The 25,456-nt window shown below is 68.4% G+C and carries 18 protein-coding genes; 10 read left to right on the forward strand and 8 right to left on the reverse strand.

Annotated elements, in window-relative coordinates; genetic code table 11:
• The first annotated feature begins 34 nt into the window (after nt 1-34).
• The 4 genes from ACXC9Q_RS22705 to ACXC9Q_RS22720 all read left to right on the forward strand — a co-directional run bounded on the left by ACXC9Q_RS22705 (nt 35) and on the right by ACXC9Q_RS22720 (nt 5,101).
• Complete coding sequence (locus tag ACXC9Q_RS22705) at nt 35-556, forward strand: VOC family protein (RefSeq protein ID WP_457058641.1); 522 nt, start codon at nt 35-37, stop codon at nt 554-556.
• Nucleotides 553-2,667, forward strand: coding sequence for a hypothetical protein (locus ACXC9Q_RS22710; RefSeq protein WP_457058642.1), 2,115 nt, complete (start codon nt 553-555; stop codon nt 2,665-2,667). The genes ACXC9Q_RS22705 and ACXC9Q_RS22710 overlap by 4 nt, the downstream gene beginning before the upstream one ends.
• 149 nt (nt 2,668-2,816) lie before the next feature.
• Nucleotides 2,817-4,049 carry an epoxide hydrolase family protein gene (locus tag ACXC9Q_RS22715; protein ID WP_457058643.1) on the forward strand — a complete coding sequence of 411 codons (1,233 nt, stop codon included), beginning with the start codon at nt 2,817-2,819 and terminating at the stop codon, nt 4,047-4,049.
• 182 nt (nt 4,050-4,231) lie between these two features.
• The gene (locus ACXC9Q_RS22720; protein ID WP_457058645.1) at nt 4,232-5,101 is read left to right on the forward strand and encodes an NPP1 family protein; all 870 of its coding nucleotides are present in this window, start codon (nt 4,232-4,234) and stop codon (nt 5,099-5,101) included.
• Between the two features lie 8 nt (nt 5,102-5,109).
• On the opposite strand, the gene ACXC9Q_RS22725 is transcribed toward ACXC9Q_RS22720, so the two are convergent.
• Nucleotides 5,110-7,908 carry an AAA family ATPase gene (locus tag ACXC9Q_RS22725; RefSeq protein WP_457058647.1) on the reverse strand — a complete coding sequence of 933 codons (2,799 nt, stop codon included), beginning with the start codon at nt 7,906-7,908 and terminating at the stop codon, nt 5,110-5,112.
• A gap of 134 nt (nt 7,909-8,042) precedes the next feature.
• Here ACXC9Q_RS22725 and ACXC9Q_RS22730 point away from each other — a divergent pair, with 134 nt between their 5' ends.
• Together ACXC9Q_RS22730 and ACXC9Q_RS22735 are read left to right on the forward strand one after the other, a co-directional pair.
• The gene (locus tag ACXC9Q_RS22730) at nt 8,043-9,011 is read left to right on the forward strand and encodes an NmrA/HSCARG family protein (RefSeq protein ID WP_457058648.1); all 969 of its coding nucleotides are present in this window, start codon (nt 8,043-8,045) and stop codon (nt 9,009-9,011) included.
• A 27-nt stretch (nt 9,012-9,038) separates the two neighbouring features.
• Entirely contained in the window at nt 9,039-9,986 is a 948-nt protein-coding gene (locus ACXC9Q_RS22735) for an NmrA/HSCARG family protein (RefSeq protein WP_457058649.1), read from the forward strand.
• Nucleotides 9,987-10,052: 66 nt separating this feature from the next.
• Here the strand turns inward: ACXC9Q_RS22735 and ACXC9Q_RS22740 are convergent, their stop codons facing one another.
• The 5 genes from ACXC9Q_RS22740 to ACXC9Q_RS22760 all read right to left on the reverse strand — a co-directional run bounded on the left by ACXC9Q_RS22740 (nt 10,053) and on the right by ACXC9Q_RS22760 (nt 19,468).
• Entirely contained in the window at nt 10,053-12,812 is a 2,760-nt protein-coding gene (locus tag ACXC9Q_RS22740; RefSeq protein ID WP_457058650.1) for a BTAD domain-containing putative transcriptional regulator, read from the reverse strand.
• Nucleotides 12,805-15,567, reverse strand: a complete 2,763-nt coding sequence (locus ACXC9Q_RS22745) for a BTAD domain-containing putative transcriptional regulator (protein WP_457058651.1) — start codon at nt 15,565-15,567, stop codon at nt 12,805-12,807. Before ACXC9Q_RS22745 ends, ACXC9Q_RS22740 begins: the two co-directional genes overlap by 8 nt.
• A gap of 209 nt (nt 15,568-15,776) precedes the next feature.
• The gene (locus tag ACXC9Q_RS22750; protein WP_457058652.1) at nt 15,777-17,141 is read right to left on the reverse strand and encodes an FAD-binding oxidoreductase; all 1,365 of its coding nucleotides are present in this window, start codon (nt 17,139-17,141) and stop codon (nt 15,777-15,779) included.
• Nucleotides 17,142-17,233: 92 nt separating this feature from the next.
• A complete protein-coding gene (locus ACXC9Q_RS22755; protein WP_457058653.1) occupies nt 17,234-17,956 on the reverse strand; it encodes an alpha/beta fold hydrolase in 723 nt (240 codons plus the stop codon).
• A gap of 108 nt (nt 17,957-18,064) precedes the next feature.
• Entirely contained in the window at nt 18,065-19,468 is a 1,404-nt protein-coding gene (locus ACXC9Q_RS22760) for an FAD-binding oxidoreductase (protein ID WP_457058654.1), read from the reverse strand.
• Between the two features lie 83 nt (nt 19,469-19,551).
• Between ACXC9Q_RS22760 and ACXC9Q_RS22765 the strand changes: the two genes are divergently transcribed.
• Together ACXC9Q_RS22765 and ACXC9Q_RS22770 are read left to right on the forward strand one after the other, a co-directional pair.
• The gene (locus ACXC9Q_RS22765) at nt 19,552-20,991 is read left to right on the forward strand and encodes an aldehyde dehydrogenase (RefSeq protein WP_457058655.1); all 1,440 of its coding nucleotides are present in this window, start codon (nt 19,552-19,554) and stop codon (nt 20,989-20,991) included.
• A 10-nt stretch (nt 20,992-21,001) separates the two neighbouring features.
• Nucleotides 21,002-22,522, forward strand: coding sequence for a GMC family oxidoreductase (locus ACXC9Q_RS22770; protein WP_457058656.1), 1,521 nt, complete (start codon nt 21,002-21,004; stop codon nt 22,520-22,522).
• On the opposite strand, the gene ACXC9Q_RS22775 is transcribed toward ACXC9Q_RS22770, so the two are convergent.
• Nucleotides 22,519-23,013 carry an alpha/beta fold hydrolase gene (locus ACXC9Q_RS22775; RefSeq protein ID WP_457058657.1) on the reverse strand — a complete coding sequence of 165 codons (495 nt, stop codon included), beginning with the start codon at nt 23,011-23,013 and terminating at the stop codon, nt 22,519-22,521. The genes ACXC9Q_RS22770 and ACXC9Q_RS22775 overlap by 4 nt on opposite strands.
• Entirely contained in the window at nt 22,998-23,363 is a 366-nt protein-coding gene (locus ACXC9Q_RS22780) for a hypothetical protein (protein ID WP_457058658.1), read from the reverse strand. The genes ACXC9Q_RS22775 and ACXC9Q_RS22780 overlap by 16 nt, the downstream gene beginning before the upstream one ends.
• Nucleotides 23,364-23,501: 138 nt before the next feature.
• Here ACXC9Q_RS22780 and ACXC9Q_RS22785 point away from each other — a divergent pair, with 138 nt between their 5' ends.
• Entirely contained in the window at nt 23,502-24,284 is a 783-nt protein-coding gene (locus ACXC9Q_RS22785; protein ID WP_457058659.1) for an alpha/beta fold hydrolase, read from the forward strand.
• Between the two features lie 632 nt (nt 24,285-24,916).
• Nucleotides 24,917-25,126 carry a three-helix bundle dimerization domain-containing protein gene (locus ACXC9Q_RS22790; RefSeq protein ID WP_457058660.1) on the forward strand — a complete coding sequence of 70 codons (210 nt, stop codon included), beginning with the start codon at nt 24,917-24,919 and terminating at the stop codon, nt 25,124-25,126.
• Nucleotides 25,127-25,456 lie beyond the last annotated feature (330 nt).

Raw genomic sequence — 25,456 nt, forward strand, 5'->3', positions numbered from 1 at the left:
GCCGTGCGACCGGCACAGACACAAGGACCATTGGATGCCTCTGCCCCCAGCCCCGGCGATTATCACCACCTCGCCGTTTTCCTCGATGCGCGGCCATCACGCCGCGATCCGCTACCCCGACTTCGAAGCGGCCCGTTCGTTCTGGGTCGACACGATGGACTGGCGGATCCTGCAGATCTGGCCGTACGGCGACCTGACCCTCGCCTACGTGATGCCGCCCGAGCAGAACGACTTCCACCTCGAAATCCTGGCCGGGCCCGGCGCCGGCGCCCAGACCATCTACCCCGATGTCGACGCCAGCCTGGCCGTGCCGGGCTTCAACCACGTCTGCCTGTCCGTCGATTCGGTCGACGACACCCTGGCGGTCCTCCGCGAGCGCGGCGTGAACGTCGTCAACCCGCCCTTCGAGATGGCTGACATCAGCGCCCGTCTGGCGTTCTTCCGTGACCCGTGGGGCAACATGTTCGAGCTCTCCGAGCGCATCGGCCCGGACGATCACGGAGCGATCTTCGCCCGCCCGTTGGCAGGCTGGCTCGACTCCACGGAGACGTCATGAAGCGGTCCTCCGGGTTGGATGACGAACGCGACAAGGTACCTGGGGCGCAGATCGGCGCTATCTCTGGGCGGAGCGATGCGGGTGGCGAGGAGCTGACGCTGGCTTCGGCGTGGCAAGCGATCAGCGGTGGCGGGTTCACCGACGAGCTGCTCGAGTGGCCGCCTGACGTGTTCGCGCTCACCAATGTGCTGCTCGATCGCACGGAGGCATTCCGTTTCGCGTTGGCGCCACCGGCGGGGGCGCAGTGGCCGCCGGCCGGTGCCGATGACTGGTCCGATGCCGTTGTGGACGCGGGTCGGGAGTGGAGCGCGTGGGTCGAGGATCCTCGCGGCTCGCTGCCGAGCATGGTGGCCGAGGAATGGGCTATCGCACTGAAGCACGCCGATCTGCCGCTGGCCGATCTGGCGGCCGGCCACGATTGGCGGGCCTGTCAGGCGCTGCTGTCGCTGCATGCGATGGCCGACGAGGCGTGCGCCGGGCTCGGGAGCGCCACCGAGCGCGCGGAGGGACCGGGCGCCCGGTATCGCGCTCGGGCGCGGGAGTTGCTGGCCACGACGGGATCACTGGCGCGAACAGCGCCGCGGCGGGTGCGTGTGCTGCCGAAAGTCCGTACGCCGCCGAGCGGGCGAACCGCATTCTCACGCTACGTCTGCGTGCGGGGTGCCGGACTCGAGGCATCCTGGCACAAGACGCCGTCGCGTCACCTCGGGACCGATCCGCGGGCCGAACATGTCAACTTGTTGTTGCTGCCGTGGCCGCTGCGGATCCGCGCGTCCGACTTCCGCGCCGTGGAGGGATCGGTGCAGCGGCTGGAGCGCGACCCCTTCGGATTCTTCGAGTTCGCCCCCGCCGAGCGGCTCGACCTGGACCTCGTGGATCGTGTTCTCACCGCTGCTCTCGAGGAGGTCGACGACGTCGATGTCGTAGTACTGCCGGAGGCCGCCATCGATGAGACCGAGATCGAGGACCTCGAGGCCGTCCTGAGCCGGCACGGGGTCACCTATCTCACCGCCGGGATTCGTCAACGCTCACCAGGCCTGGGCCGGCTCCCGCGCAATGGGGTGCACATCGGCGTGGATCCAAGGCTGCGCAAAGGCGCAGGGGCGCCCGACGGCCCTGACCGGCAGTGGTTCCACATCCGTCAGAACAAGCACCATCGGTGGTCGCTCGACGAGAACCAGATCTACCAGTACCACCTCGCAGGCGCCCTGCACCCGCAGGTGCAGTGGTTGGAGGCGATGGACGTACCGCCCCGCGCGCTGCAGTTCGTGTCGCTCGGCGAAGAGATCACGATCGCCTCGCTCGTGTGCCAGGACCTGGCCGAAACCGACGAAATCGCCGACGTCATCCGGGCCGTCGGCCCCACCGTGGTGTTCGCGGTCCTACTCGACGGACCGCAGCTGGCATCTCGATGGGCGGCGCGGTACGCGAGCGTCCTGGCCGACGACCCAGGATCGGTCGTGCTCACGCTGACCTCGTTCGGAATGGCGCAGCGAAGCCGGCCGCCGGGGCACGAGGCCTCTTCGATCGTCGCGCTGTTGAAGGACGCCGACCAAGGGTTCCGCGAGATTCCACTCGAGCCCGGCGCGCACGCGGTGCTCCTGACGGCAAGCGGCTCGCACGCGACCCGGCGTACCGCCGACGGCCGCCGACCCGTCGACACCGGCACGCACTACTTCGGCACCGCCGTGCACCAGATCCGCGCGTCCGACGCCGGCTCGAAACCATCGGCGGCCGAAACCCGGGCTCCCATGCCCCGAGTCCTCGAGGTCGAGGATCTCACGATCCTGACCGGGTGGGCTGAGGCGGTGGCAGAAACCCTCGCCCACGCTCCCGAGCGCCTCCCGGCACTCATAGCAGATCTCCGGCCGGGCGCACCGTGGCGATCCGAGCTCGGGATCGCAGAACCCTCGCAGCGGCTCGTCGGGGCGATCGATTCCCTCACTCACACGATGCGAGCGGCCGCGCGGACAGCCGGCACACCGACATTCGACGCCGTGCTCGCCGCCGTCCGCGAAGACCGGGCGGGCGAACAGCCACTCGACGAGCTCGTGCGCGCCGTGCTGCGATCCACCCTCGAGCAACTCCGCTCCCGCCAGGCGAGGTCGTAGTACAGATCATGGCGCTGGTGCGCCGTCAGGGTGCCACCGACCCTGAGGGCAAAACGCGTACGGCATTCACCCCTCAGGGATGATCCGGGTCGTCCCAACACAATGTCAGCCTGCTGGGATGCCTTCACCTGCGCTTCGGGAGGTCCATCGTGGCACCGACTACTGAGCAGCGAGCCGACGCGATCCGTCCGTTCTCCGTGGCCATACCGCACGAGGCACTCGATGATCTGAGGCGTCGCCTTGCCGCGACGCGCTGGCCGACCAGGGAGCTCGTCGAGGACCGCTCACAGGGCGTGCAGTTGGCCGCGATGCAGGCGGTCTGCAGCTACTGGGCGAGCGGGTACGACCTAGGCCGGGTCGAGGCGCGGCTGAACGCGCTGCCGCAGTTCACTACCGAGATCGATGGTGTGGAGATCCACTTTCTGCACGTGCCGTCGCAGCACGACGACGCACTGCCGCTGATCATGACGCACGGCTGGCCCGGCTCGGTCATCGAGCTGCTCGATTCCATCGGTCCGCTCACCGACCCGACCAAGTACGGCGGCATCGCCCGGGACGCGTTTCACGTGGTGCTACCGTCCCTGCCCGGCTACGGCTTCTCCGCCGAGCCGGCCGAGGTCGGCTGGGACCTCGGCCGCACAGCTCGCGCCTGGGCAGAGTTGATGCGCCGCCTCGGCTACACCCGCTTCGTGGCGCAGGGCGGCGACGTCGGCGCCGGCGTCACCGACGCAATGGGCCGCCAAGCACCCGACGGGCTGGTGGGCATCCACACCAACCTGCTCGTGCCCGCACTGAACGACCCCGCTGCCCTGCCTTCGGGAACCGAGCAGGAACGTGCGGCGCAGACGGCGATCAAGACGTTCCAGACCAGCGGCAACGGCTACTTCGTTGAGCAGTCCACCCGCCCGCAGACGCTCGGCTACGCGCTCCAGGACTCGCCGGCAGCCCTCGCCGCCTGGATGCTCGACCACGACACCGACGCCTACTACAAGATCTCCGGGGCCTTCGTCGACGGACAACCCACCGGCAACCTGACCGCCGACCACGTCCTGGACAACATCACGACGTACTGGCTGACCGGCACCGGGACCTCGGCCGCCCGGTCGTACTGGGAGGCGTACGGTCCCGACGCACCCGCCGCGCAGAACCAGACGCCGCCACCTCCGGTCCGGATCCCGGTCGGGTTCACCACCTTCCCCGGCGAGATCTGGCAGACACCGCGCAGTTGGGCCGAGCAGGCCTATCCCACCCTCGACTACTTCCATCAGGCGGAGCGGGGCGGTCACTTCGCCGCGTGGGAAGAACCCGAGCTGTTCGCGGCCGAACTCCGGGCCGCATTCCACCCGCTGCGCGCAGACAGCATTACCGAGCCGAGTAGCTGATCCCGACCCACCACACGAACAGGATGTCCCGAAAAAGGAACCTGCCTCTCCTGGCGCCACCTCCGCAGGACGGGACGCTGAAGTGTGTTGAGTGTATGACGGGTCTGCTCGCTTGCGATGCGACGTATACCGGGGGGCGGGACGGTGGTGGCTTCTGATTCAGAACCACCCGAAGGAGCATCATGCAGGGCTCAGAGCCGTATCGAGCGGGCCGATTCCGGAACCTGCGTCGCTGGCCGCTGGTCATTGTGATGGCCGTCGCCATGCTGGCCGGATCGGTCACCGTCTCGCAGCAGGCCAGTGCGAACACCGGCCTGGTCGCCGTACCGGGGGATCTCACGAACTTCGTCATCGCGGGAGCACCGACCTGGTACTTCGCCCGTGCCAACAGCCATGACGCCTGCTGGCCGTCGCCGGCCTTCGTCGGCGCCAACAACGACCAGCACCCGCCGGCCGCGACGGCCAACTGGCCGGACACCAACAAAGGCTGCGCGCCGACCTGGTCCTGGTTTCCCACGTACTACAACGTGAAGACGTGCTATGGCACCGAGGTTCGCGTCGTGTACACGATCTACTTCCCGAAGGACGGCTTCAACCCGTCCGGCGCCAACGGACACCCGCACGACTTCGAGCACGTCACGGTGATCTGGCGCTACGCGGGTAACAACGAGTGGAAGCGCGCCGTCCTGGTCATGGGCAGGCACGGCTGGGAGTACCCGAAGAAGTGGGCCGACGTGGAGACTCTGACCATCCAGGACAACGAGGGCACCTACGGCCACAACGGCGACTTCCCGCAGGCGTACGTCGGTTTCGCGAAGCACCAGATGTTCAACGACAAGACCGGCTATGACAAGTCGGCCACCGGTGGAGCCACCCCGGCCGAGTACCGCAGCTCCGACTACCGGTACACCCCGCGCAACTTCGTCCCGGTGACCGACACCAACTACTGGGGCCAGAAGTTCCTTCAGTACAACTGGGGAGAGGCCAGCAGCAACCCCGCCAAGATGTACCAAGACATCTGCAAGACCAGGTGGTCGGACTTGGGCTACTGAGCCCTGCCTCACGGCCGTTCGGTAGGCGGCGGCGGAGCCGGTTCCGTGTACGGTTCCGCCGCCGCCAACGCGTCCCGCAAGGCGGCGCGGGTGGCGACGCCGAGCTTGGGGAAGATGCGATAGAGGTGCGTGGAGACAGTCCGATGGGAGAGGAAGAGCCGCTCCCCGATCTCCTTGTTGGTCAGGCCGGCAGCAGCCAGTACGGCGATCTCACGCTCCTGAGTGGTCAGGACGGGCGATCCGCTCACCAGCGAGACTGGCACGGTCCGGCCGGTCGCACGCATCTCGTTGCTCGTCCGGCTGATCCACGGCGTAGCGCGCAGCCGGCCGAATGTGTCGAGCGCCGCCGCAAACTGCGCCCTCGCCGCACCGGACGCGTGCTGGCGGCGGAGCCGCTCGCCGTACGCGAGTTGCACGCGGGCCTGCTCGAACGGCCAGCGCGCGGCATCCGGGACGTTCAATGCACGGTCGAAGTGCTCGACCGCGGCTTCGTGGTTGTCGGCGACGATTCCCGCGGACGCGTACACCAGCATGGCAATGCGCGGCGACAGGCGGGCCACGTCCAGCTCGAGCAGGGCGGCTACATGCGCGACTGCCTCGGCCTGCCGGTGGGTTCGGACCGCCGACTCGACCAGATCCAGGCAGACGTTGGGCGCGTCGTGGATGTAGGCGGCCAGAGTGCCGGGTGGGCTCACCGCCGCCGCGTGCTGGTACGCCGTCTCGAAGTCACCGCGGCCGAGCGCGCTGAGAGCCTGCACGTGATGGGAGTAGCGGGTGATCACCTCGGCTCCTCGCGGGACCGCCCATCTGGTCATCTCATTGGCCAGGTGGGTAGCCGAGTCGTCGCCTCGGGCGGCTGCGAGGAGACCCTTACGGAACTGGAAGATCGGGACATAGAACCCGAGCCCGCGGGCGTCGCACAGTTGCAGGCACTCGTCGAGGAGCCGGTCGAGCTCGTCCCATCGACCAGTCTGCAGGTCGTCCCCGGAGATGTGCATGAGCAAGGCGACGAAGTTCGTCACGGCACCCGACTCGCGGCTCTGCTCGACGACTCGCAGGACGGCTGACCGGTACGGCGTCAGTCGATCCAGGATGCCCGCCGCCAGAGTGAGTCTGCGGATCCGCCAGGGACCAGGCTCGTCGTTCAGGCTCTGCAGGGCGGCGTCGAACTCCTCGAGGATGGCAGGTGCGGTCCGGACCGGATCGAGAAAGACCTGCGCCAGCAGGTACAGGTCGTCCGGTACGGCGGGCGCGAGGCGGCCGAAGACGTCGTACAGCAGTTCACTGTGATCGGCTCGTGCGCTGTACCCGCAGATGAGCAGGAGCACGAAGACCGCGGCCAGGACTCGGTCATCCTCGGCGTCCAGAGGCATGCCGTAGCCGTCGATGGCCGCCATCATCAGCCGGTGTGCGGTACCCACGTCGCCGTCGTTGTTGAGCAGCAGGAAGACGCCCGTGGTCGCCGCCTGCAAGGACTGCTTCAGATCCAGCTCACCCTGCAGAGCGTCGCGGAGCCACCGCGACACGTCCTCCAGACCACCAGCCATGTTCGCGCCGAGGAAGGCGGCTTCAGTCAGCCGACGCCCACGGTCCGTTGCGGCCGGGCTGAGTTCTGCGGCCCGGATCAGCCGGAGGACCGCGCCGACGGCATCGCCACGCCCCAGGACTCGATGCGCCGCGAGCTCGAGCAGACCGGCGACTGCTTCGTCCGCGCCAGTGGTCGCCTCCGCCAGGTGCCACGCCTGACGATCGGGCTGCTCAGCCAGTACGTCGGCCAGCAGCCGGTGCGCGCGCTGCCGCTCGTTTCGCGTCGAGACGCCCACGATGGCCGATCGAGCCAGCGGGTGCCGGAACACCAGATGATGGTGGTCCGCTTCGATCTGGACCAGTCCGGCCCGCTCGGCCGGGCCGAGATTCCTCAGGTCCGGGTCCCGCGATGCCCGTTGCAAGACCGCCAACTCACCCGTGCCATCGAGCGCGGCCAGCAGTAGCAGGTTGCGGGCCGCGTCGGTCAGACTCTCGACCCGCGCCTCGAACATCGCCTGCAGCCGGCTGGTGAGCGGAAGGACTGCGGGCAGCGACTCCGAAGCGGTCCGTTGTCTCCCGCTGAGCGCCGTGGGGAGTTCGAGCAGGGCCAGAGGGTTGCCCCGGGCAACCTCTAGTAGCCGCTCGTGCACTCCGGGCGCCAGTGTCGGATACCGCCGTCGCAGCAACGCGTCTGCGGCCTTTGGCGTCAAGGGGTGCAACCGAAGCACAGGCAGAGCGGTTCCGTCGAAGAAGGTCTTGGCATCCGATCGGGCGGCTGCCAGCAACCCCACCCGGCTGCCGGTCAACCGGCGGGCCACGAACCCGAGTACGCCGGCGCTCGATCGATCCAGCCACGGCAGGTCATCGATCACCAGGAGCAGCGGCGTGCTGATCGCGGCCCGTCGCAGCAGCGCGAGAGCCGCGTTCGAGACCACCAGCCGATCCGGTGGCGGCCCCTCACCGAGCCCGAGTGCCGCGCTGAGCGCCGTACGGTGTAGCTCCCCCAGCTGCTCGAACTCGTCGAGGAGGGGTATCAGCGCCTGGTTGAGGCCGGAGAAGCTGACCTGGGCCTCGAACTCGACCCCTTCGACCCGCAGGATCCGGATTCCGCTCGCGGTCGCCGCCTCGGCAGCCGCGTTCAGCAACGCCGTCTTGCCGATCCCGGGATCTGCCGCGACCAGCAGGACACGGTCGGCCTCGGCGTCGTCGTCGAGCAGCGTCGCGACGAGTGCCAGCTCGGTCTCGCGCCCGATCAGCGGCTCTGGGGTCTCGCGGATCACGTCCCCTCCCGGCTCGCGTACGGCGGCTCGGGAACCGCCGTACCCGCCAAAGCTAGCACCGCACCCTGCGTCTATGAGCGGTATATGGCCGCCCAGGACCGTGGAGGCAAAAGCTAGCGACAGAGGAGTTCGTTGTGAGTGACAAGAAGATCATCGCGGTGGTCGGTGCGACCGGTTCCCAGGGCGGAGGCCTGGTGCGAGCCATCCTGGCCGACCCCGACGGGCCGTTCACTGTCCGGGCGCTGACCAGGAATCCCCAGTCGGACAAGGCACGCGAGCTGGCCGCCGCCGGCGTCGAGGTGATCCAGGCAGACCTGGACGACGAAGCGGCCACCCTGGCCGCGTTCACCGGCGCCTACGGTGCGTTCGTCGTGACGAACTTCTGGGAGCAGCGCGCCGAGGGCGAGGAGGACACTCCGCAGGCCCGCGGCGAGAAGGAGTTCGCGCAGGCCGAGACAGCGGCGAAGGCCGCGGCTGAAGCAGGCTTGAAGCATGTCATCTGGTCGACACTGGACGACACCCGGAAGTTCTTCGGCGACGACGCGTCGGTGCCGTCGCTCGGCAAGTACAAGGTCCCGCACTTCGATGCCAAGGGCGACGCGGACGAGCTGTTCGTGAAGTACGGCGTACCGACGACCTTCCTCAACACGACCTTCTACTTCGAGGGGCTTCTGTACGGCCTGGGGTTGCGGCGCGACGAGGACGGCAAGGCCGTCTTCGACTTGCCGATGGCCGACGCGCGCCTGTCCGGCGTTGCGGCCGAGGACATCGGCCGCACCGCGTATGCGATCTTCCGCGACCCGGAGAACTTCATCGGTAAGACCGTCGGCCTGGCCGGCGACCACCTGACCGGTGAGCAGTACGCGCGAGCGCTGACCGACGCCCTCGGTGAAGAGGTCGTCTACCGGCCGCTGACCTGGGACGAGTACCGGGCGATTCCGTCTCCGATCGCGATCGAGGCGGGGAACATGTTCGAGTACTACGCCCGCAATCAAGAGCAGTACACGGCCGACCGCGACCTCGACGCGATCCGCAAGATCAATCCCGCACTGCAGTCGTTCACCGACTGGCTGGCCGAGCACAAGAGCCGGATCTCGATCTGACCGCGACAGCGGCCGGAAGGAAACGACATGTCTGACAAGAAGATCATTGCCGTTGTCGGTTCGACCGGGGCTCAGGGTGGCGGATTGGTTCGGGCCATCCTCGACGATCCCGGCGGTCAGTTCGCGGTACGGGCGCTGACCCGCAACGCCGACTCGGACAAGGCGCAATCGCTGGCGGAGCTCGGCGCAGAGGTCGTGCAGGTCGACTTCGACGACGAAGCCTCGGTCACCCAGGCCTTCAAGGGCGCGTACGCCGCGTTCTGCGTCACCTTCTACTGGGACTACCTGTCCGCCGAGAAGGAGCTGGCTCAGGCCACGATTCTGGCCCGCGCCGCCAAAGCCTCGGGTGTGGAGCACGCGATCTGGTCCACCCTGCCCGACACCAGGGAGCAGTACCCCCTGGACGACGACCGGATGCCCAGCATCGGCCGCTTCAAGGTTCCGCACTTCGACGGCAAGAGTGAGGCCGACGCGATCTTCCGTGATCTCGGCGTACCGACGACCTTCCTGCAGACGGTCTTCTACTACGAGAACTTCATCCACTTCGGGATGGAGCCGAAGCGGAACGGCGCCGGAGTCCTGAGTCTCAACCTGCCGCTGGCCGGCGGGAAGCTCCCCTTCATCGCTGCCGACGACATCGGCAGGTGCGCCTTGGCGATCTTCAAGCAGGGCCCAGCGCTCGTTGGGCAGACGGTGGGTGTCATGGGCGATCAGCTGACCGGGGATGAAATCGCCAAGGCGCTGCAGAACGCCTTCGGCGAGACGGTGGTGTACGAGCCGGTCACGTATCAGCAGTACGCGGCCCTCGGCTTCCCCGGCTCCGATGACCTCGCGAACCAGTTCCAGTACTTCAGCGAGCAAACGGAGAGGTTCGCCGCCGAGTTCTCCATCGCGAGAACCCGTGCGCTCAATCCCACCCTGCTGACCTTCAGCACCTGGCTCACCACCAACAACCACCGGATCCCGCTGGGCTGATGTTCTGGTACGGCGGGTGCTGGGCGAAGGTGATGAGTCCGCGCCCGCCGGTGTAACTTCGGAGCATCAGTCAGATGACGCTGTCAGCTCATCGAGGTGGCTGCGGACTTCGGTCGCCTCCGCACGGCCGAGGTCCTCCAGGAGTCTGAGCGCCTGTTCCCACGTGATGCGCGCGGTGCCGAGATCGCCGATGGCCTCCTGGCTTCTGGCCAGGTGGATCAGCGCGCCCGACTCGTCGTAGCGGTCCCCGAGCAGCCGGAACATCCGGACGGCCTCCTGGTAACAGTCGATGGCCTGTGCGAAGTCCCCTCGCTGGTGGTGGACATAGCCCAGGCTGTCCCAGGTCGCCGCCTGGCCGTCGTGGATCCCGAGCTCCTCGAACAGGGCATAGGCCCGTCGGCAGTGGTCGAGTGCCTCGGAGTACCGATCCAGCTGGGCGAGACACCAACCTACGTCGTTCAGAGCGCGGGCCTGTCCCGGCAGATCAGCTGTCCGCAGGTACAGCGCCAGCGCGGCCTCGCTCTCGGCGAGTGCGGCGTGGTAATCGTCCTGAGCACCCCGGACGAATGCCAGCGCCCGACGAGTTCTGGCCTCGTTCGCCTCGTCACCGATGTCCTGGAACAGCCTGCACGCCTGCTCCAAGTGGTCGGCCGCCTCGGTCAGATCGCCCAGCCGGCCGATCGCCGCCCCCAAGCCCCGGTGGGCGTGCGCCTGCCCCATGACATCACCCAGTCGGGATGCGGCGGCCAAGGCGACACGTTGGACCGCCACCTGTTCGTTCCAGAGCCCGCGGCGTTGCAAGAAGTCCGAGATTGCCCAGGCCGACTGCCAGACCTGTACGGGCGCCGTCGCCGCAAGGGCGGCCGTGACCAGCGCGATCACCGTGCGGTACTCCGTGACGAGCCAGGTCAGCGCGGTGTCGCGGTCGGAGAACTCGGTGAACGCCGTACCCTCCGCGGCCGCGGTCAGAGTGATCGGCGATTCGAGAGGATAGAGCAGCAGGTTCGCCGAGTACGTCGCAGACAAGTAGTGGTCGATCATCCGCAGAAACGCGGACCGCCGGTCTTCGTCGGAGTCGATGCTCCGGCAGAGCTCTTCGCCGTACGCGTGAAGCAGGTCATGGCACCAGAACCGCCCTGGTGCACGCTCCGTCAGCAAGTGCGCCCGGGTGAGCTCGGCGAGCAGCAACCTCGTCTCCCGTACGCCTCCGCCGGCCAGGCTCGACGCGGCGGCGACGGTGACATCCCCGGTGGGGTGCAGCGTCAGCAGCCGGAACAGTCGCGCTGCGTCCGGGCCCAACGCCCGGTACGACCAAGAGAACACACTGCGACTGTCGACCGCGTCGGCCGCGTCGGCCGCGAGAGCGTCGAGCCTGCCGCGACCGTCCTGCAGTTCGGCCGCGATCGCGGTCAGGGTCAGCTCCGGATTCTCAGCCGCGCGAGCCGCCACGATGCTGAGGGCCAGTGGCAGTCCCGCGCCACAGCCGACGATCTGCCGGACAGCGGCCGGCTCCGCGGTGAGCCGTTCCGCCGACAACCGCGCCGCCAGGAAGGCGTGGGACTCCTCCGGCGACAGAAGATCGAGTGGCAACGGCCGAGCGCCTTCGCGAGCGACCAGGCTGGAGAGACCGTCGCGGCTCGTCACGATCACCAGGCATCCCGACGTACCCGGCAGCAACGGACGGACCTGTTCGGCATCCCGGGCGTTGTCGAGCAACACCAGGACTCGTCGGTCGGCCAGCCGGCTGCGGTAGTACGCCGCCTGGGCGTCGAGGTCGGCGGGGATCTCGGCAGCGGGTACGCCGAGGCCGAGCAGGAGATCGTGAATCGCCTCCGAGGCGTCCAGCACCGTGTCCGTCGGATCGAAGCCCCGCAGATTCAGGTACAGCTGACCGTCGGGGTACCTGTGGGCGATCTCGTGGGCCCAGTGGACGGCCAGACTGGATTTGCCGATCCCCGCCGTCCCGGCAATCACCACGGTGGTCGGCGGCGCGCCGGCCGGCGGCAGGAGTGCCGTCGCCGCACGGAGTTCCGTGGTCCGGCCGACGAAGGTCGGGAGATCGGCCGGGAGCTGGGCCCGCCTGGAGCTGTCCCGCAGGATGTGCGCGCGCAGCGCCTGCAGTCCGGGCCCCGGGTCAAGTGCCAGCTCTTCGGCAAGCAACTCCTCGGCTTCGGCGAAGACAGCCAACGCCTCCTCGGTCCGGCCGGACCGATGGAAGGCGGACATCAGCAACTCGCGGAATCGCTCGTCCAGCGGGTGCTGGGCGACCAGCCGGGCCAGCCGGCTCGCGGCTTCGTCGTACGCGCCGAGCTCGATCTCGTTGGTCAGTTGGGCCTCGAGCGCGGCCAGGCGCTCTCGTTCCAGACCGGCACGCTCCTTGTCGACGTACTCCCCCGGGAGATCTGCCAGCGGCTGGTCGGCCCAGAGGGCGAGGCCGCTGTCCAGATGCTTCGCCACTCCCCCGAGATCCCCGGCCAGCCTGGCGACGTCGGCGAGCCGGACCTCTTCGCGAAACGCGGCGAGGTCGAAGTTCGCCGCGGTGGTCCTGATCGCGTAACCGCTGTCCAGCGGAGTGATCAGCGACTCGTCGGCGCCGAACTCGCGACGCAGCCGGTACACATAGGTACGGATCACCTGGACCGCCGCGCGGGGCGGATCGACGGGCCACAGGGCGTCGATCAACTCGTCGACGGACACCTGCTCGCTGTGGCTGAGCAGCAAGGCCGCCAACGTCTTTCGTTGCTGGGGTCCGCCCAGTTTGAGCTCCGCCGATCCCCGCCAGGCGCGGACCGGGCCGAGTATCGAGAGCCAGAGCGGCCTAGGCAAGGCCGGCCAGCTTCGACTCGAGGTCGCCCGCCAGCGGGTGGCGTAGCTCGGTGAACAGCTCGAGCGCCCGCCGCCAGGCTTCGCGCGCGGCCGCCGGATCGTCGACCGACACCCGGTTGTCCCCGTAGTTCGCGAGCGACATCCCCTCGTTGTAGCGATCGCCCAGGTCCGCGAACGCATCGATCGCCTGGAGGTACCACTTGGCGGCCTCGGTGTGGTTCCCGAGCATCTGGTGCGCGTGACCGAGGCTGTCCCAGCTGTTCGCCTCGCCGTGGCGGTCGCCGGCCGCGCTCCACAACTCGATGGCCTGCAGGCACAAGGTGACAGCCAACTGGTGGTGGCCGAGTGCGGAGTATTCGTTGGCGAGGTTGTTCATCGCCGTCGCGCGGGCGATCGGATCGGTGCCGTGCCGTAGTGCCTCCTGGTACTGCTCCACCGCCTCCGCCGATCGGCCCTCGTTGCTGAACAGGTTGCCGAGGCTGGCGTGTGCGCCGGACTCCTCGTCCTCCGAGCCGGTCAGCCGGAACCCGTCGATGGCCTGCTCGAGCTGGTCATGGGCTGACATGACCTCGCCGAGGTCGGTGTAGGTCTTGCCCAGCGCACAATGCGCCACTGCTTGCAGATGTTTGTCGCCGAGCCGGTCGGCGGCCTGGAGCCCGATCTGCTGGGTGGTGACCGCATCGCGCCAATGGCCACCGCGGTACTGGAACGTATCGAGAGCCCAGGCCAGTTGCCAGGCGTGCTCATCGAAGCCGGCCCGTGCGGCTTCTCCGACGGCACTCACGAGGGCGTCGTACTCCGCGGTGAACCACGCCCAGGCGGACCGGCGGCCGGCGACCTCGTCGACCAAGGTCTGCGGTCGGCGAGGCAGGATGTCGACAGGTGGCCGATAAGGATTGACCGACGCGTCGGCGGACTTCGCGGTCTGGACGAAATGGTCGAGCACGCGCAGCAACGCTTCCCTTTGTACGCCGGGAGTGTCCGAGCTCTCCCGTTGTTCCAGGGCGTATACGCGGACCAGGTCGTGGTAGGCGAAACGCCCCTGCTGGGGCTCCAGCAGAAGGTGCGCGGACGTCAGCTCCGCGACGGCCTGCTCGGTCTCCGGGATGGAGGCACCCGTCAGGCTTGCGATGGTGACCAGGTTGCTGCTCGTCCAGGGCAGCGCGGACAAGAGCCGGAAAGGTACGGCCGCGGCCGGCGTCAGCGCTTGGTACGACCACGAGAACACGGCCCGGACGTCCACCGTGGAGTCCGCGTCGGCGAAGGCGTCGAGGCGCCCGCGGCTTTCGTCGAGCTCGGTGAGGATGTCGGCGAGCCGGAAGGTCGGGTTGAGCGCGGCCCGCGCGGCGACCACGGCCAGGGCCAACGGCAACCGACCACATCGCTCGGCGATCGCGGTTGCCGCGGGCAACTCCTGCCGAACCCGCTGGTCGCCCAGCCTGCCACTCAGGAAGGCGAGCGCCTCGTCGGCCGGGAGAACATCGAGGGCGAGCACCGAGACCCGGTCGCCTGCGTCCAGATCAGCGAGCTGGGCTCTGCTCGTGACGACGAACAGGCCACCGGTGCCGTCGACGAGCAGCGGGGCCACCTGCTCGGCGTCGCGAGCGTTGTCGAGCAGGATCAGGATCCGGCGGTCGGCCAACTGCTTGCGGTACAGGGCCGCCCGGCCGCTCAGATCCTTCGGCATCTCCTGGCGAGACACACCGAGCGCTTCGAGCACCAGGAAGTAGGCCTCCTCGGTCGGCATCGCGGAGCGGGCCGGATCGAAGCCGCGGAGGTTCAGATAGAGCTGCCCGTCGGGGAACCGGTCGGCGATGGCGTGCGCCCAGTGGACCGCAAACGTGGTCTTGCCGACCCCCGCCATCCCCGTGACCACCGCGACCGGCCTGCGACCGGACCGGTCCAGGATCGCCGTCGCGGCGGCCAGCTCGGGCCGCCGGCCGGCGAAGCCGAACTGGTCGGCGGGAAGCTGGGCCGGCGCAGCCGTAGTTGCTGGTGGCAACAGACCGGGATCGGCCCGGAGGATCCGCTCCTGCAGTTCGCGCAGCTCCGGCCCGGGACGCGTACCGAGTTCGTCCGCGAGCTTCGACTGCAGCCGGCGGTACACGGCGAGGGCCTCGGCCTGCCTCCCGGAGCGGTACAGGGCGTGCATCAGTAGTTCTGCGAATCGTTCGTCGTACGGATGGTCGACCACCAGACCAGTCAGATCTGGCAGTGCCTCCGACACGGCGCCGAGCTCGAGCTGGATCCTGGTACGCCGTTCGAGTGCGGACAACCGGAGACGATTCAGCCGCACCCGCTGGGATTCCGCGTAGTCGCCGGGAATGCCGGCCAGCACCGGGCCGGTCCAGAGCGCGATCGCCTGCCGAAGCTGGTCGAGCGCCTCCACGGGCTCCGCGGCATCCGCCGCGGCGAGCCGGTGCTGGAAGCAGCCGAGGTCCACCGAGGTCGGATCGATCCGCAGTCGGTAGCCCTGATTGGTCGAGGTGATGATCGACTCGGACGCCTTCTGATGGGGCTCGAGCGCGCGGCGGAGGCGATGGACATAGGTCCGGACGACCTGGACGGCCGTGGATGGGATGTCCCCGCCACCCCAGATCACGTCGACGAGCTCGCCGATGGTCGCCTCGGCGCCCTCGTGCAGGAGCAACGCCGCGAGTACGGCGCGTGGCTGCCGCGAGCCGAGCTCGACCTCCTGGTCGCCGCGCCAGGCCCGAACCGGGCCGAGCACCGCGAACCGCAACTGATCGTTCATCGCGCTCCCGCACGTCAGCCGTGCACCCTGATCGCGATGCTACTCGCGATCTGTCGTCTCAATTCATTCCACCGCGGGACGGGTGCCGAGTGGCCGAAACGCTTTTCTGAGTGGTGGTGGGCTTCGCGTGGGCACCGGCGGACCGGTGCCCACGCGAGTCGCCGCGCGCGGTTCCGAGAGGTGAGCGAAACCCACCGCGCACGGCGGGATCAGGGGGCTATCGGCAGCGGCGTCGCGGTGAAGACGCCGGTGGGGTCGAAGCGCTTCTTCACGGCCAGCAGACGCGGTGTGTTCCCGCCGTACGCCTGGGCGATCTGGGCCTCTTCGTCAGGTCCGAGCAGGTTGGGATAGCCGCCCGGCAACGCGTACGGCTCCAGCGCCGCCGAGGTGTCGGCAGCCCAACCGCGATGCAACTCGGCGTCCTCGCCGGCTTCCCAGGCGGCGACGATCTCGACGGCGAAGTGCTCCTGCCGCAGTCCGAACGCTGTCTGGTCCTGCGCGATCCGTGTCCCCGCACCGCGCAAGTGATGCAGCACGATGCCCGACGTCGGGGAGGTCTTCAGCTCGCCGGCCTTGATCAGCGCCGCGACGGCTCCGGCGCCGAGGCTGCTGAGCGACCGCGTCTTGATCGCATAGTGGCGTCCATTCGCGATGTGCTCGTCGAACAGTCCCAGCATCGCGCCGTACGGCATCGGGGCCAGCTGTGCCATCAACGGCGTACCGAGCTGTTGCAGCCGGTCCATCAGCTTCTGCCCCTCGGCCAGATCCCGGCCGCTCCACACCGGGGCCATGTACAGAGTGGGATTCCCGTCAGGCCCCGTCAGTACGCCCGTCTGAACAGTGAGCTCGTCCGGGGCGTCGGCGATCAGGTCGACGTACCCGCGCCAGATGTCCTCGGCCTGGGACCACGGGAAGAAGATCAATCCGGCGATCACCTCGCTGATCGGATGCAGCTGGACCCGGATCGAGGTGACCACGCCGAAGTTCCCGCCACCGCCGCGCAGCGCCCAGAACAGATCGGGCTCGTTGCTCGCGTCCGTGCTCACGAACCGTCCATCGGCCAGCACGACGTCGGCGCCGACCAGGTTGTCCAGCGCCAGTCCAACGTGTGCCATCAGCGGGCCGTATCCACCACCAAGCGTCAGTCCGGTCATCCCGACGGCGCCAACGGTTCCGGTAGCGGCGACCAGGCCGTGGGCTGCGGCCGCGGCGGTGACGTCGGCGGCCCGGGCGCCGCCGCCGATGGTGGCGACTTCCGCGGCGGCGTCGATCTCGACACTGCGCAGCTCCGAGAGGTCGACGACGAGACCGCCGTCACGCAGCGATCGTCCGGCCCAGTCGTGTCCGCCGCCACGAACCGACAGCGGGAGCCCGTGTTCCCGCGCTGCCCGCACCGCTGCCTGGACGTCGGCCACCGATCCGCAACGCACCAGCAGCGCGGGGCGGGACGTGACTGCGCCGTTCCAGATCGGCAGTGCCTGGTCGTAGGCGGGCCCAGGCAGCAGGATCCGCTCTGGATCCAGCTGTCCGGCCAGCATTTCCGCCGCCGCAGCGGCGGAAGTCTTGGTGTTCATTTTCTGCTCCTCTTCCCGGCCACCGGCTTGGTGGGGCTGGGATATCTGTCCGGCCAACATCCCAGCCACAGGCGATATATGCCGGATGAATGTCAGGTGGTGGCCCGGGCCGCTTCCACGACGAGATCGGCGACGGCGCCTGGCTTGGAGATCATCGGCACGTGCGAGGACGTGACCTCGACCAGGTGGGCGTTGGCGCGCTTGGCCATGAACAGCTGCGCCGCGAACGGGATCGCCATGTCGTCGCGGCCGGCCAGGTACCACGACGGGATCGTCGACCAGGCAGGCGACGGCCCGGAGGCTTCGTTGCCGGCGGCAAGTGCGAGCGGCCGCTGCTCAACGGCCATCAGCTCGGTCGTCGTGGCCGGTACGTCGGCGGCGAAGACCTCCCGGAAGTGATTCAGCCCCAGGTAGACGTCCACGCCGGGCTCCGCCGTCCCGTTGGGGTAGGTGCGAGTCAGCGTGTTCGCCGGCAGCAGGCTGCCGGGGAACTTGCCGGTGAGGGCGAAGATGTTCTCCCCCTCGTCGGGCGCGAAGGCAGAGATGTAGACCAGTGCCTTGACGTTCGCGATACCGCGGGCGGCATTCGTGATCACGGCTCCGCCGTACGAGTGGCCGGCCAGGATGACCGGGCCCTCGATCGACTCGAGCACGCTGGCGATGTACTCGGCGTCGCCGCGCAGGCTCCGCAGCGGGTTGGCGGGGGCGAGCACGGGATAACCGTCCGTGCGCAGCCGCTCGGCGACGGCGTTCCAGCCGGAGGCGTCGGCGAACGCGCCGTGAACGAGAACGATGGTCGGCTTGGGTTGGCTCATCAAAGGCTCCTCGGAACGTGGCGCAATGTGCGCCAGGTGAACGGACGGCAGCTCCGATCTGCGCCACCACCGGTGACGGTACGGAGACCACGTCGCGACGCGCTTGCGTCAAATGACGACACTTCCGCGACGTACAGCGGGCTCGATCGAATGATTGGCGTGGATGAGATTGCCCGGGTCGTACTCGTCCTTGATCTCCTGCAGCCGGTGGTAGACATCGACGCCGAAGATCACCTCGCCAGGGACCGGCGACCCGACGACGTTCTGGTACCCGACCTCGGCCAGCCAGCTGGTGACCGCCTCGAGCATCAGATCAACGGCTTGGTACGTCGCTGTGGCGCTCTGCTCGTCGAGCGCGACGCCGCCCGTGATCAGCAGGTACTCGGCGTCGAGAGCCGAGACCGCACCGGACAGCAAGGTCGAGCGAGCCGCGGCACCACCCAGATGGCGCACCTCGACGGTCACCAACTCCGGCCCGGCGTGGTCGAGAATCGCCTCGACCGTCGCCTCGGTCAGCTCGCTGAGCAGCGCGCCCTCGCCTACGCCAGGCACAGGGTGCTCGGGATCCATGTGCAACGTCCACAGCTCGCTGGGCTTGACCACCGCCATGGTGTCGATCTCCGGTGCGAGGTCCCGCAGCGGCGCCAGCAGCTCGTCGGTCTGGTTCTTGGTCAGCTGGCTGGTCACCTCGACCATCACGACCTCCCGGCCGCGCAGTGGCTCGGGCACCTCGGGCAGCGGCGGGAACGAGAACAGCCGGGCGATCGAGGTGATCTCCTCCGGCGCGGTCGCGGTCCACTCCCGCCACGCGTGCAGAACCTCCTTGGCCTGCTCACGCGGCCAGAACAGCGCACCGGCGTACACCTCCTCGATCGGGAACAGCCGGAACTCCAGCGCCGTCACGATGCCGAAGCTGCCGCCACCGCCACGGACGGCCCAGAACAGGTCGGGCTCGTGGCCGGCATCCACCCGGCGCAACGTGCCGTCCGCGGTGACCAGTTCAACCGCCACCACCTGGTTGACTGCGAGGCCGTGCGAGCGCACGAACCAGCTCAACCCACCACCGATCGTGTAGCCGACCACGCCGACGTCGCGCGCCGTACCTGCCAGGCCGGCCAGACCATGCCGCTCCGCCGCCTCGGTGACGTCCTGCCACTGGGCTCCGGCCTCGACCCTTGCGATGTCGGTCTCCGGATCGACGGTCACCTCGCGCAGCGCCGAGGTCTTGAGCAGGATCGTGCCGGCCAGCGACCCCAGCGGGTCGGCGTTATGCCCAGTGGCCTGCGGAGCGACTCTCAGCCCCAGCCGGCGAGCCGCATTGACGACCGCGACCACGTCGTACTCCGATCCCGCCCGGACCACCGCGACCGGCTGCTGGTCGACGCTGAGGTGCCACGCCTGCCGGGCCGCATCCCAGTCAGGATCGCCGCGCAGTACGAGCGTCCCGTCCAGAGACAACGCCCGCAGCGCCTTCTCGGTCGTTGCTACATCTTGAGAGTTGTTGGAAGCCATGAAGCCAGCGAACGCGCCGCCGATCTACAACTCATAGACAACGCTTCTACGGGACGTATAACCGGGCGCGTGAGCCTGTGAAAATGACCGACATCGACCACAAGCACCTGTTCATCGACGGCGCATGGCAGATCCCCCTCTCCGCCGAACGCATCCTGGTGTGCTCCGCCAGCACCGAGGCCGTCATCGGTTCCGTACCTGCGGCGGACCACGACGACATCGACGCGGCCGTCCAGGCGGCCCGGGTCGCGTTCGACGACTGGTCGCAGTGGACCCCGAGCGCGCGGGCGGACGCACTGCACCGCCTGGCAGACGCGATCGACCGGCGGACCGACGAGTTGGCCCGCCGGGTCAGCGAGCAGAACGGTATGCCGATCTTCCTCTCGACCGCATCCGACTCCCGCCGCCCAGGACAATTTCTCCGGTACTACGCAGACGCCGCATCGCAGGGAGTCGGTGAGGAGGTGCGGATCAGCGCCACTGGGGGCGGCACGCTGGTCCGCCGGGTTCCGGTCGGTGTCGTCGCAGCCGTCGTCCCGTGGAACTTCCCGAACACGATGGCGGCGCTCAAGTACGCGCCCGCGCTGGCCGCCGGGTGCACGGTGGTCCTCAAGCCGGCACCGGAGACGGTTCTCGATGCGATCCTCATCGCTGATGCCGCAATCGAAGCGGGCCTGCCGCCGGGCGTCCTCAACATCGTGACCGGCGGCAGCAGGGCGGGACGCTACCTTGTCAACCATCCGGGGGTCGACAAAGTCTCCTTCACCGGTTCCACCGAGGCGGGCCGCGAGATCGGTGCATCGTCCGGCCGGCTGCTGCGTCCGGTGACGCTGGAGCTGGGGGGCAAATCCGCCGCGATCGTCCTGGACGACGCCACGCTGGACTTGCGCACCATCGGCGCGCAACTCGCTCCCGCCCTGTTCGGCAACAACGGGCAGACCTGCTTCATCACCAGCCGAGTCCTCGCTCCGCGCAGCCGGTACGGCGACGTCGTGGACACCGTGGCCACACTGGCCCGATCCCTCACCGTGGGAGACGCGCTCGACCCGGAGACCAAGGTCGGCCCGCTGGTCAGCGAGCGGCAACGGACCCGGGTCCTGGGATACATCCGCAAGGGCCGAGACGAAGGCGCCCGGCTCGTGCTCGGCGGTGGCCGGCCCACTGCGCTGACCAGAGGCTGGTTCGTCGAACCGACCGTGTTCGCCGACGTGGACAACTCGTCCACGATCGCGCAGGAGGAGATCTTCGGGCCGGTTGTCACGATCACGCCGTACGACGATGACGACGATGCGATCCGCCTCGCCAACGACTCGCAGTACGGCCTGGCAGGAACGGTCTGGACCACGGACCCCGACCGCGGCCTGGCGGTCGCGCGGCGGATCATCACGGGTTCGGTCGGGATCAATCGCTACCAGCCCGACCTGCACTCCCCCGCGTCGATGACCAAGGCGAGCGGCCTCGGTCTCAAATTCGGCCCCGAGGCACTGGCGGCCTACCAGCGGTTCCAGTCCATCTATTTGTGAGGGCCTGCCGATGAACACTTTCGACTACATCGTGGTGGGTGGCGGAACGGCGGGCTCGGTAGTGGCCGCACGACTCAGCCAGGATCCGGGCATCAGCGTCCTGCTGATCGAAGCCGGCTCGGCGCAGCCTTCGGAGGGAATGGCCGGCCCGACGGCCTGGCCACGACTGGCCGGAACCTCCGTCGACTGGAGCAACGAGACGGTGCCGCAACGCGGGCTCGACGGCGCGATCCTGCCCTGGACCCGTGGCAAGGTGCTCGGCGGATCCAGCGGGATCAACGGAATGATGCACATCCGCGGCGACCGGTCGGCCTACGACGCCTGGAAGGCGGCCGGCGCTTCGGGCTGGAACTACGAGGCGCTCCTTCCCTATCTGAAGCGCAGCGAACGAGCCGGCGGTGATCCGCGGTACCGGGGCAAGGACGGCCCGATGCGGGTCGGACCGGCGCCGGGCACGGATCCGCTCTGGGACGCCTGCTTCGTGGCCGCCGTCCAAGCCGGCCATCCCCGGAACGAGGACAGCAACGGCGAGACGGCCATCGGCGTGGCGTGGAACGACATGACCGTTGTCAACGGCAACCGACAGAGCGCTGCGAACGCCTACCTCGTCCCCGTGCTCGGTCGCCCGAACCTGACCGTGGTCGCCGACGCGCGCGCACGACGGCTGGTGCTGGACGGTGCCGTCTGCCGAGGCGTCGAGTACGTCGTGGCCGGACAGGTCCACACCGCTACGGCGGATCGGGAACTGATTCTGACCGCCGGAGCGATCGGGTCGCCGCACTTGTTGCTCCTGTCCGGCATCGGGCCGGCCGCGCAGTTGCGCGAGTTCGGCATCGAGGTCGCGGCTGCTCTCCCCGGCGTCGGTGCGAACCTCCAGGACCACCCGAAATCACAGGTCGCGTACAGCGCCACGAGACGGGTCGCCTCCGGTGTCTACGCGCGCAAGCCGCATGTCCTGCTACGGAGCGAACCGTCGGCGGCACCGGACCTGCAGATCATCTTGATCGAGGCCCCGGTTCACCCCCGCTGGGCGCCCCGTCCGGACAACGGTTACTCCGTCGTCTTCGCGCTGATGACGCCCGCCAGCCGAGGGTCCGTTCGACTCGCCAGCACCGATCCCGACCAGGCCCCGCTGATTGACCCCGGCTTCCTCACCGACCGCGACGACGTCGTTCGCATGACCGCCGGCCTGCGGGCCGCGCGGGAGATCGGCTCCGCGCAGGCACTCGCGGACGTCCGCGACAAGGAATTGTTCCCGGGCAGCGCCTTGCAATCCGATGCCGAGTCCTACGCATACCTGCGCTCGACTGTCACCAGCTACTTCCACCCCGCCGGTACCTGCGCGATCGGCGACAGTCGGGCGTCCGTTGTCGATACAAGCCTTGCGGTCCACGGGATCGCACACCTGCGGATCGCAGACGCGTCCGTGATGCCGACTCTCGTGTCCGGCAACACCAACGCCGCGACGCTGGCCAACGCCGAACGCGCTGCGGCTCTGATCACCGGCGAGGAAGCGGTCCCACCTCGCTAGATTGAGTGGCGGCTTCCTGTTCGTACGGACAGGAAGCCGACTGCGTGGGCGACGACCGTGGGGTCGCCGAGGATCTTGCGGTGGCCGAGGCCGTCGGTGAGTTCGAGGCGTCCGTCGGGCCACCTCGTGACGAGTTCCTCGGAGCCCAGGTACGGCGTCTCGCGGTCGTCCAGGTCGTGGATGGCCAGCAGTGGCGGGAGTTGCCTGATCCCGGCGAACACCGTGGCCAGATCGTACTCCGCGACCGGCAGCCCGAAGCGGCGCTCGAACCGTCGATGGATCGCCGCCCTGGTCTTCGGTCCGAAACCCAGGGCACGCTCGAACAACCAGATGGTGTGGTCGAACTCCTTGGTAGCCGAGACGAATACCAGCCGCTGTGCGGTCAGACCGTTCCGCATCGCCTGCGAGACCGCTCCCGCGCCGAGCGAGTGCGCGATGATCCCGTCCGCCGGCCCCTGTGCGTCCACGACCGCCTTCAGGGCATCGGACATCTCGTGCAGATGCGTCCCGCGGCCGCCGAGATACCCGGGATCCGAGTCGCCGTGCGCGGGCGCGTCGTACGAACCAGCCGGAAGCCGGCCGCGAGCAGGTGTGGCACGAAGGCCGCCGACTGCAGGCCCCAGCCGGCCCAACCGTGGACCAGGTAGACGGTTGGACCTGTGCCCCAGGTCGTACCGCAGACCCGCTGCCGGCGGGCACTCTCCGGGATGCGCGGCACGGTGAACCAGATCTTCATCACCCAGCGCGCACCCAGACTCAGAGCAATCTGCTCCAAGGCCTTGAAGGCCAGCCGCATTCCTCCGGTGCCGAAGGGCAGCAACGCTGATCGATCGTGTCCCATGGCTCACTCCCTGTCGGAACTCCGGCCCTCAGCGTCGGCCACGGCGATACACGTCAGATAGCAGTCCATCGGACGTATATGGCGGCCCAGCAGCCTCGAAACGCAGTCCCACCACTGTCCTGACAGACGGAGCCAGAGATGTCCAACCCCAACCACTACGGCCCCCTCGCCGGTGACAGCTACGGCATCGACGACGATCGAGCGCCGCTCCTGCTGCTGCACGGTCTGACCTATGACCGACGGCAATGGGGCCCGGTCCTCGACGAACTCCGGCGGATCGACGACCGTCGCCGGGTGCTCGCCGTCGATCTGCCAGGACACGGTGACTCGCCGCCGTTCGCCTCGTACTCCGCGGACGACGTCGTCGGTGCGATCCACCGGGCTGTGGTCGAGGCGCGGATCAGTTCCCCAATCGTGGTCGGGCATTCACTCGGCGGTGCCCTGGCGACGACGTATGCCGGCCAGTATCCGGTCCGCGGCGTCGTCAATGTGGACCAGCCATTGCTGGTCGGCGGCTTCGGGGACTTCCTGCGCGGCGCCGAGTCCAAGCTGCACAGTCCCGACTATCTCGAGGTTTGGGAGTCGCTCCTGCCCAGGCTGCGGATCGATCTGCTGCCACCGGCCGCGCAGGACCTGGTCCGTACGGCGACGACGCCCCGGCAGGACATCCTCTTGGGCTACTGGCACGAGCTCATCCTCATGTCCGCGGAGGATCTCCGGGACCGACGGATGCACGACCTCGACGCGATTCGTGCCAACGGGACGGCGTACCATCACGTCAGCGGGGATGAGTTGAGCCCGGAGTACCGGCTCTGGCTGGAGACGGCCCTCCCCCAGGTGACCATCACCGTCCTACCCGGCAGCGGACACTTCCCGCACCTCGCCCACCCAGCCGAGTTCGCCAACCTCCTAACCGCCTGACCAAGGCGGGGGTGCTCAACACCCTCCTCACGGACCTCGAACGCGTCCTGTCAGCATCCGAGTTCGCCCACTACCGACGGCAAGTTCACCGAACTGTGGTTCCTCGCCGACCGCGACTCCGTCAGACACCAACTCTCCCAATAGACGACGGTTTGACTGCTACTCCGAGTGGTTCAAGGTGGGCGGTATCGGCGGGAGCCCTATCCAGCCGACCACGAGGACATCGCACTGTCTTCGATTCGCTGACCCGCCACACGCCACACGCCACACGCCACACGCCACACGCAGTCTGCAGGTCAGACGCCTATCGCGTCCGTCGAGGCCCTGACTACGCCGCTCCGCGTGGGCTATCCATGGTGCGAATTTAGGGCGACCCGAGTCAATTGCGATCCACCCAGCGCCGGCTACCACGCTCGTCACTCTCGACTTCTGCGGAACCCAGGAGCGGCGCGATGTCGGGCTGTCGCTGCCACATAAGAGTGCAGCGAAGCGGGACTGCATTGCGGTTGCTAGCCGCGGCAGCAAGGCGCTGCCTGTCCTGAGCCGGAGAATGACAGGCCCGATGCCCGCAATCTGTGCAGCAGTTCTCACGGCCTTGCCAGACCGGCGGAAACTTGTTCAAAGTTGGGAGCATGGATCGCTCCGAGGAAGACCGCGCCATCTCTGAGGCCGTGGAGAGGCTCATCAAGACGTTCCCGGACGTCTCGCCTGTCGTGGTCGAGCGAGCCGTGGCCGACAGTCGGCCTGAGTTCGAGGGGAACCCGATTCGCGCCTTCGTCCCGTTGTTCGTTGAGCGCGCCGCGAAGCATCGCATCCGAGCGCAGGCGACAGCCTCAAACTGAACCGCTACGCCGCACATTCGGCCGGCATCACGTCGACCAGGGGCAACCGTAAGGCCACGGTCATCGGGAGCCTCCGTGCCGCACATCTTCACCACTGAAGGCCTCGTCCTGGTCGTGGACTCACGGTTCGTCGTGACCAGCGGAGTCTCGGACACCTGGCCCCGGTGTTTACGTCGACTGCGGACTTCGTAGCAGGTGCTCGGCCCGGGCGCAGAGGTGCCAGCGGCTGCGCCTGGCTGACGATATGGGGATCGAGCACCAGGATCTCGCGGTTGTGCTCGTGTCGAACAACCCCTACACGCTCGATCACCCGCTGACGCGCGGTGCCCG

The organism is Kribbella sp. CWNU-51 (assembly GCF_054073265.1).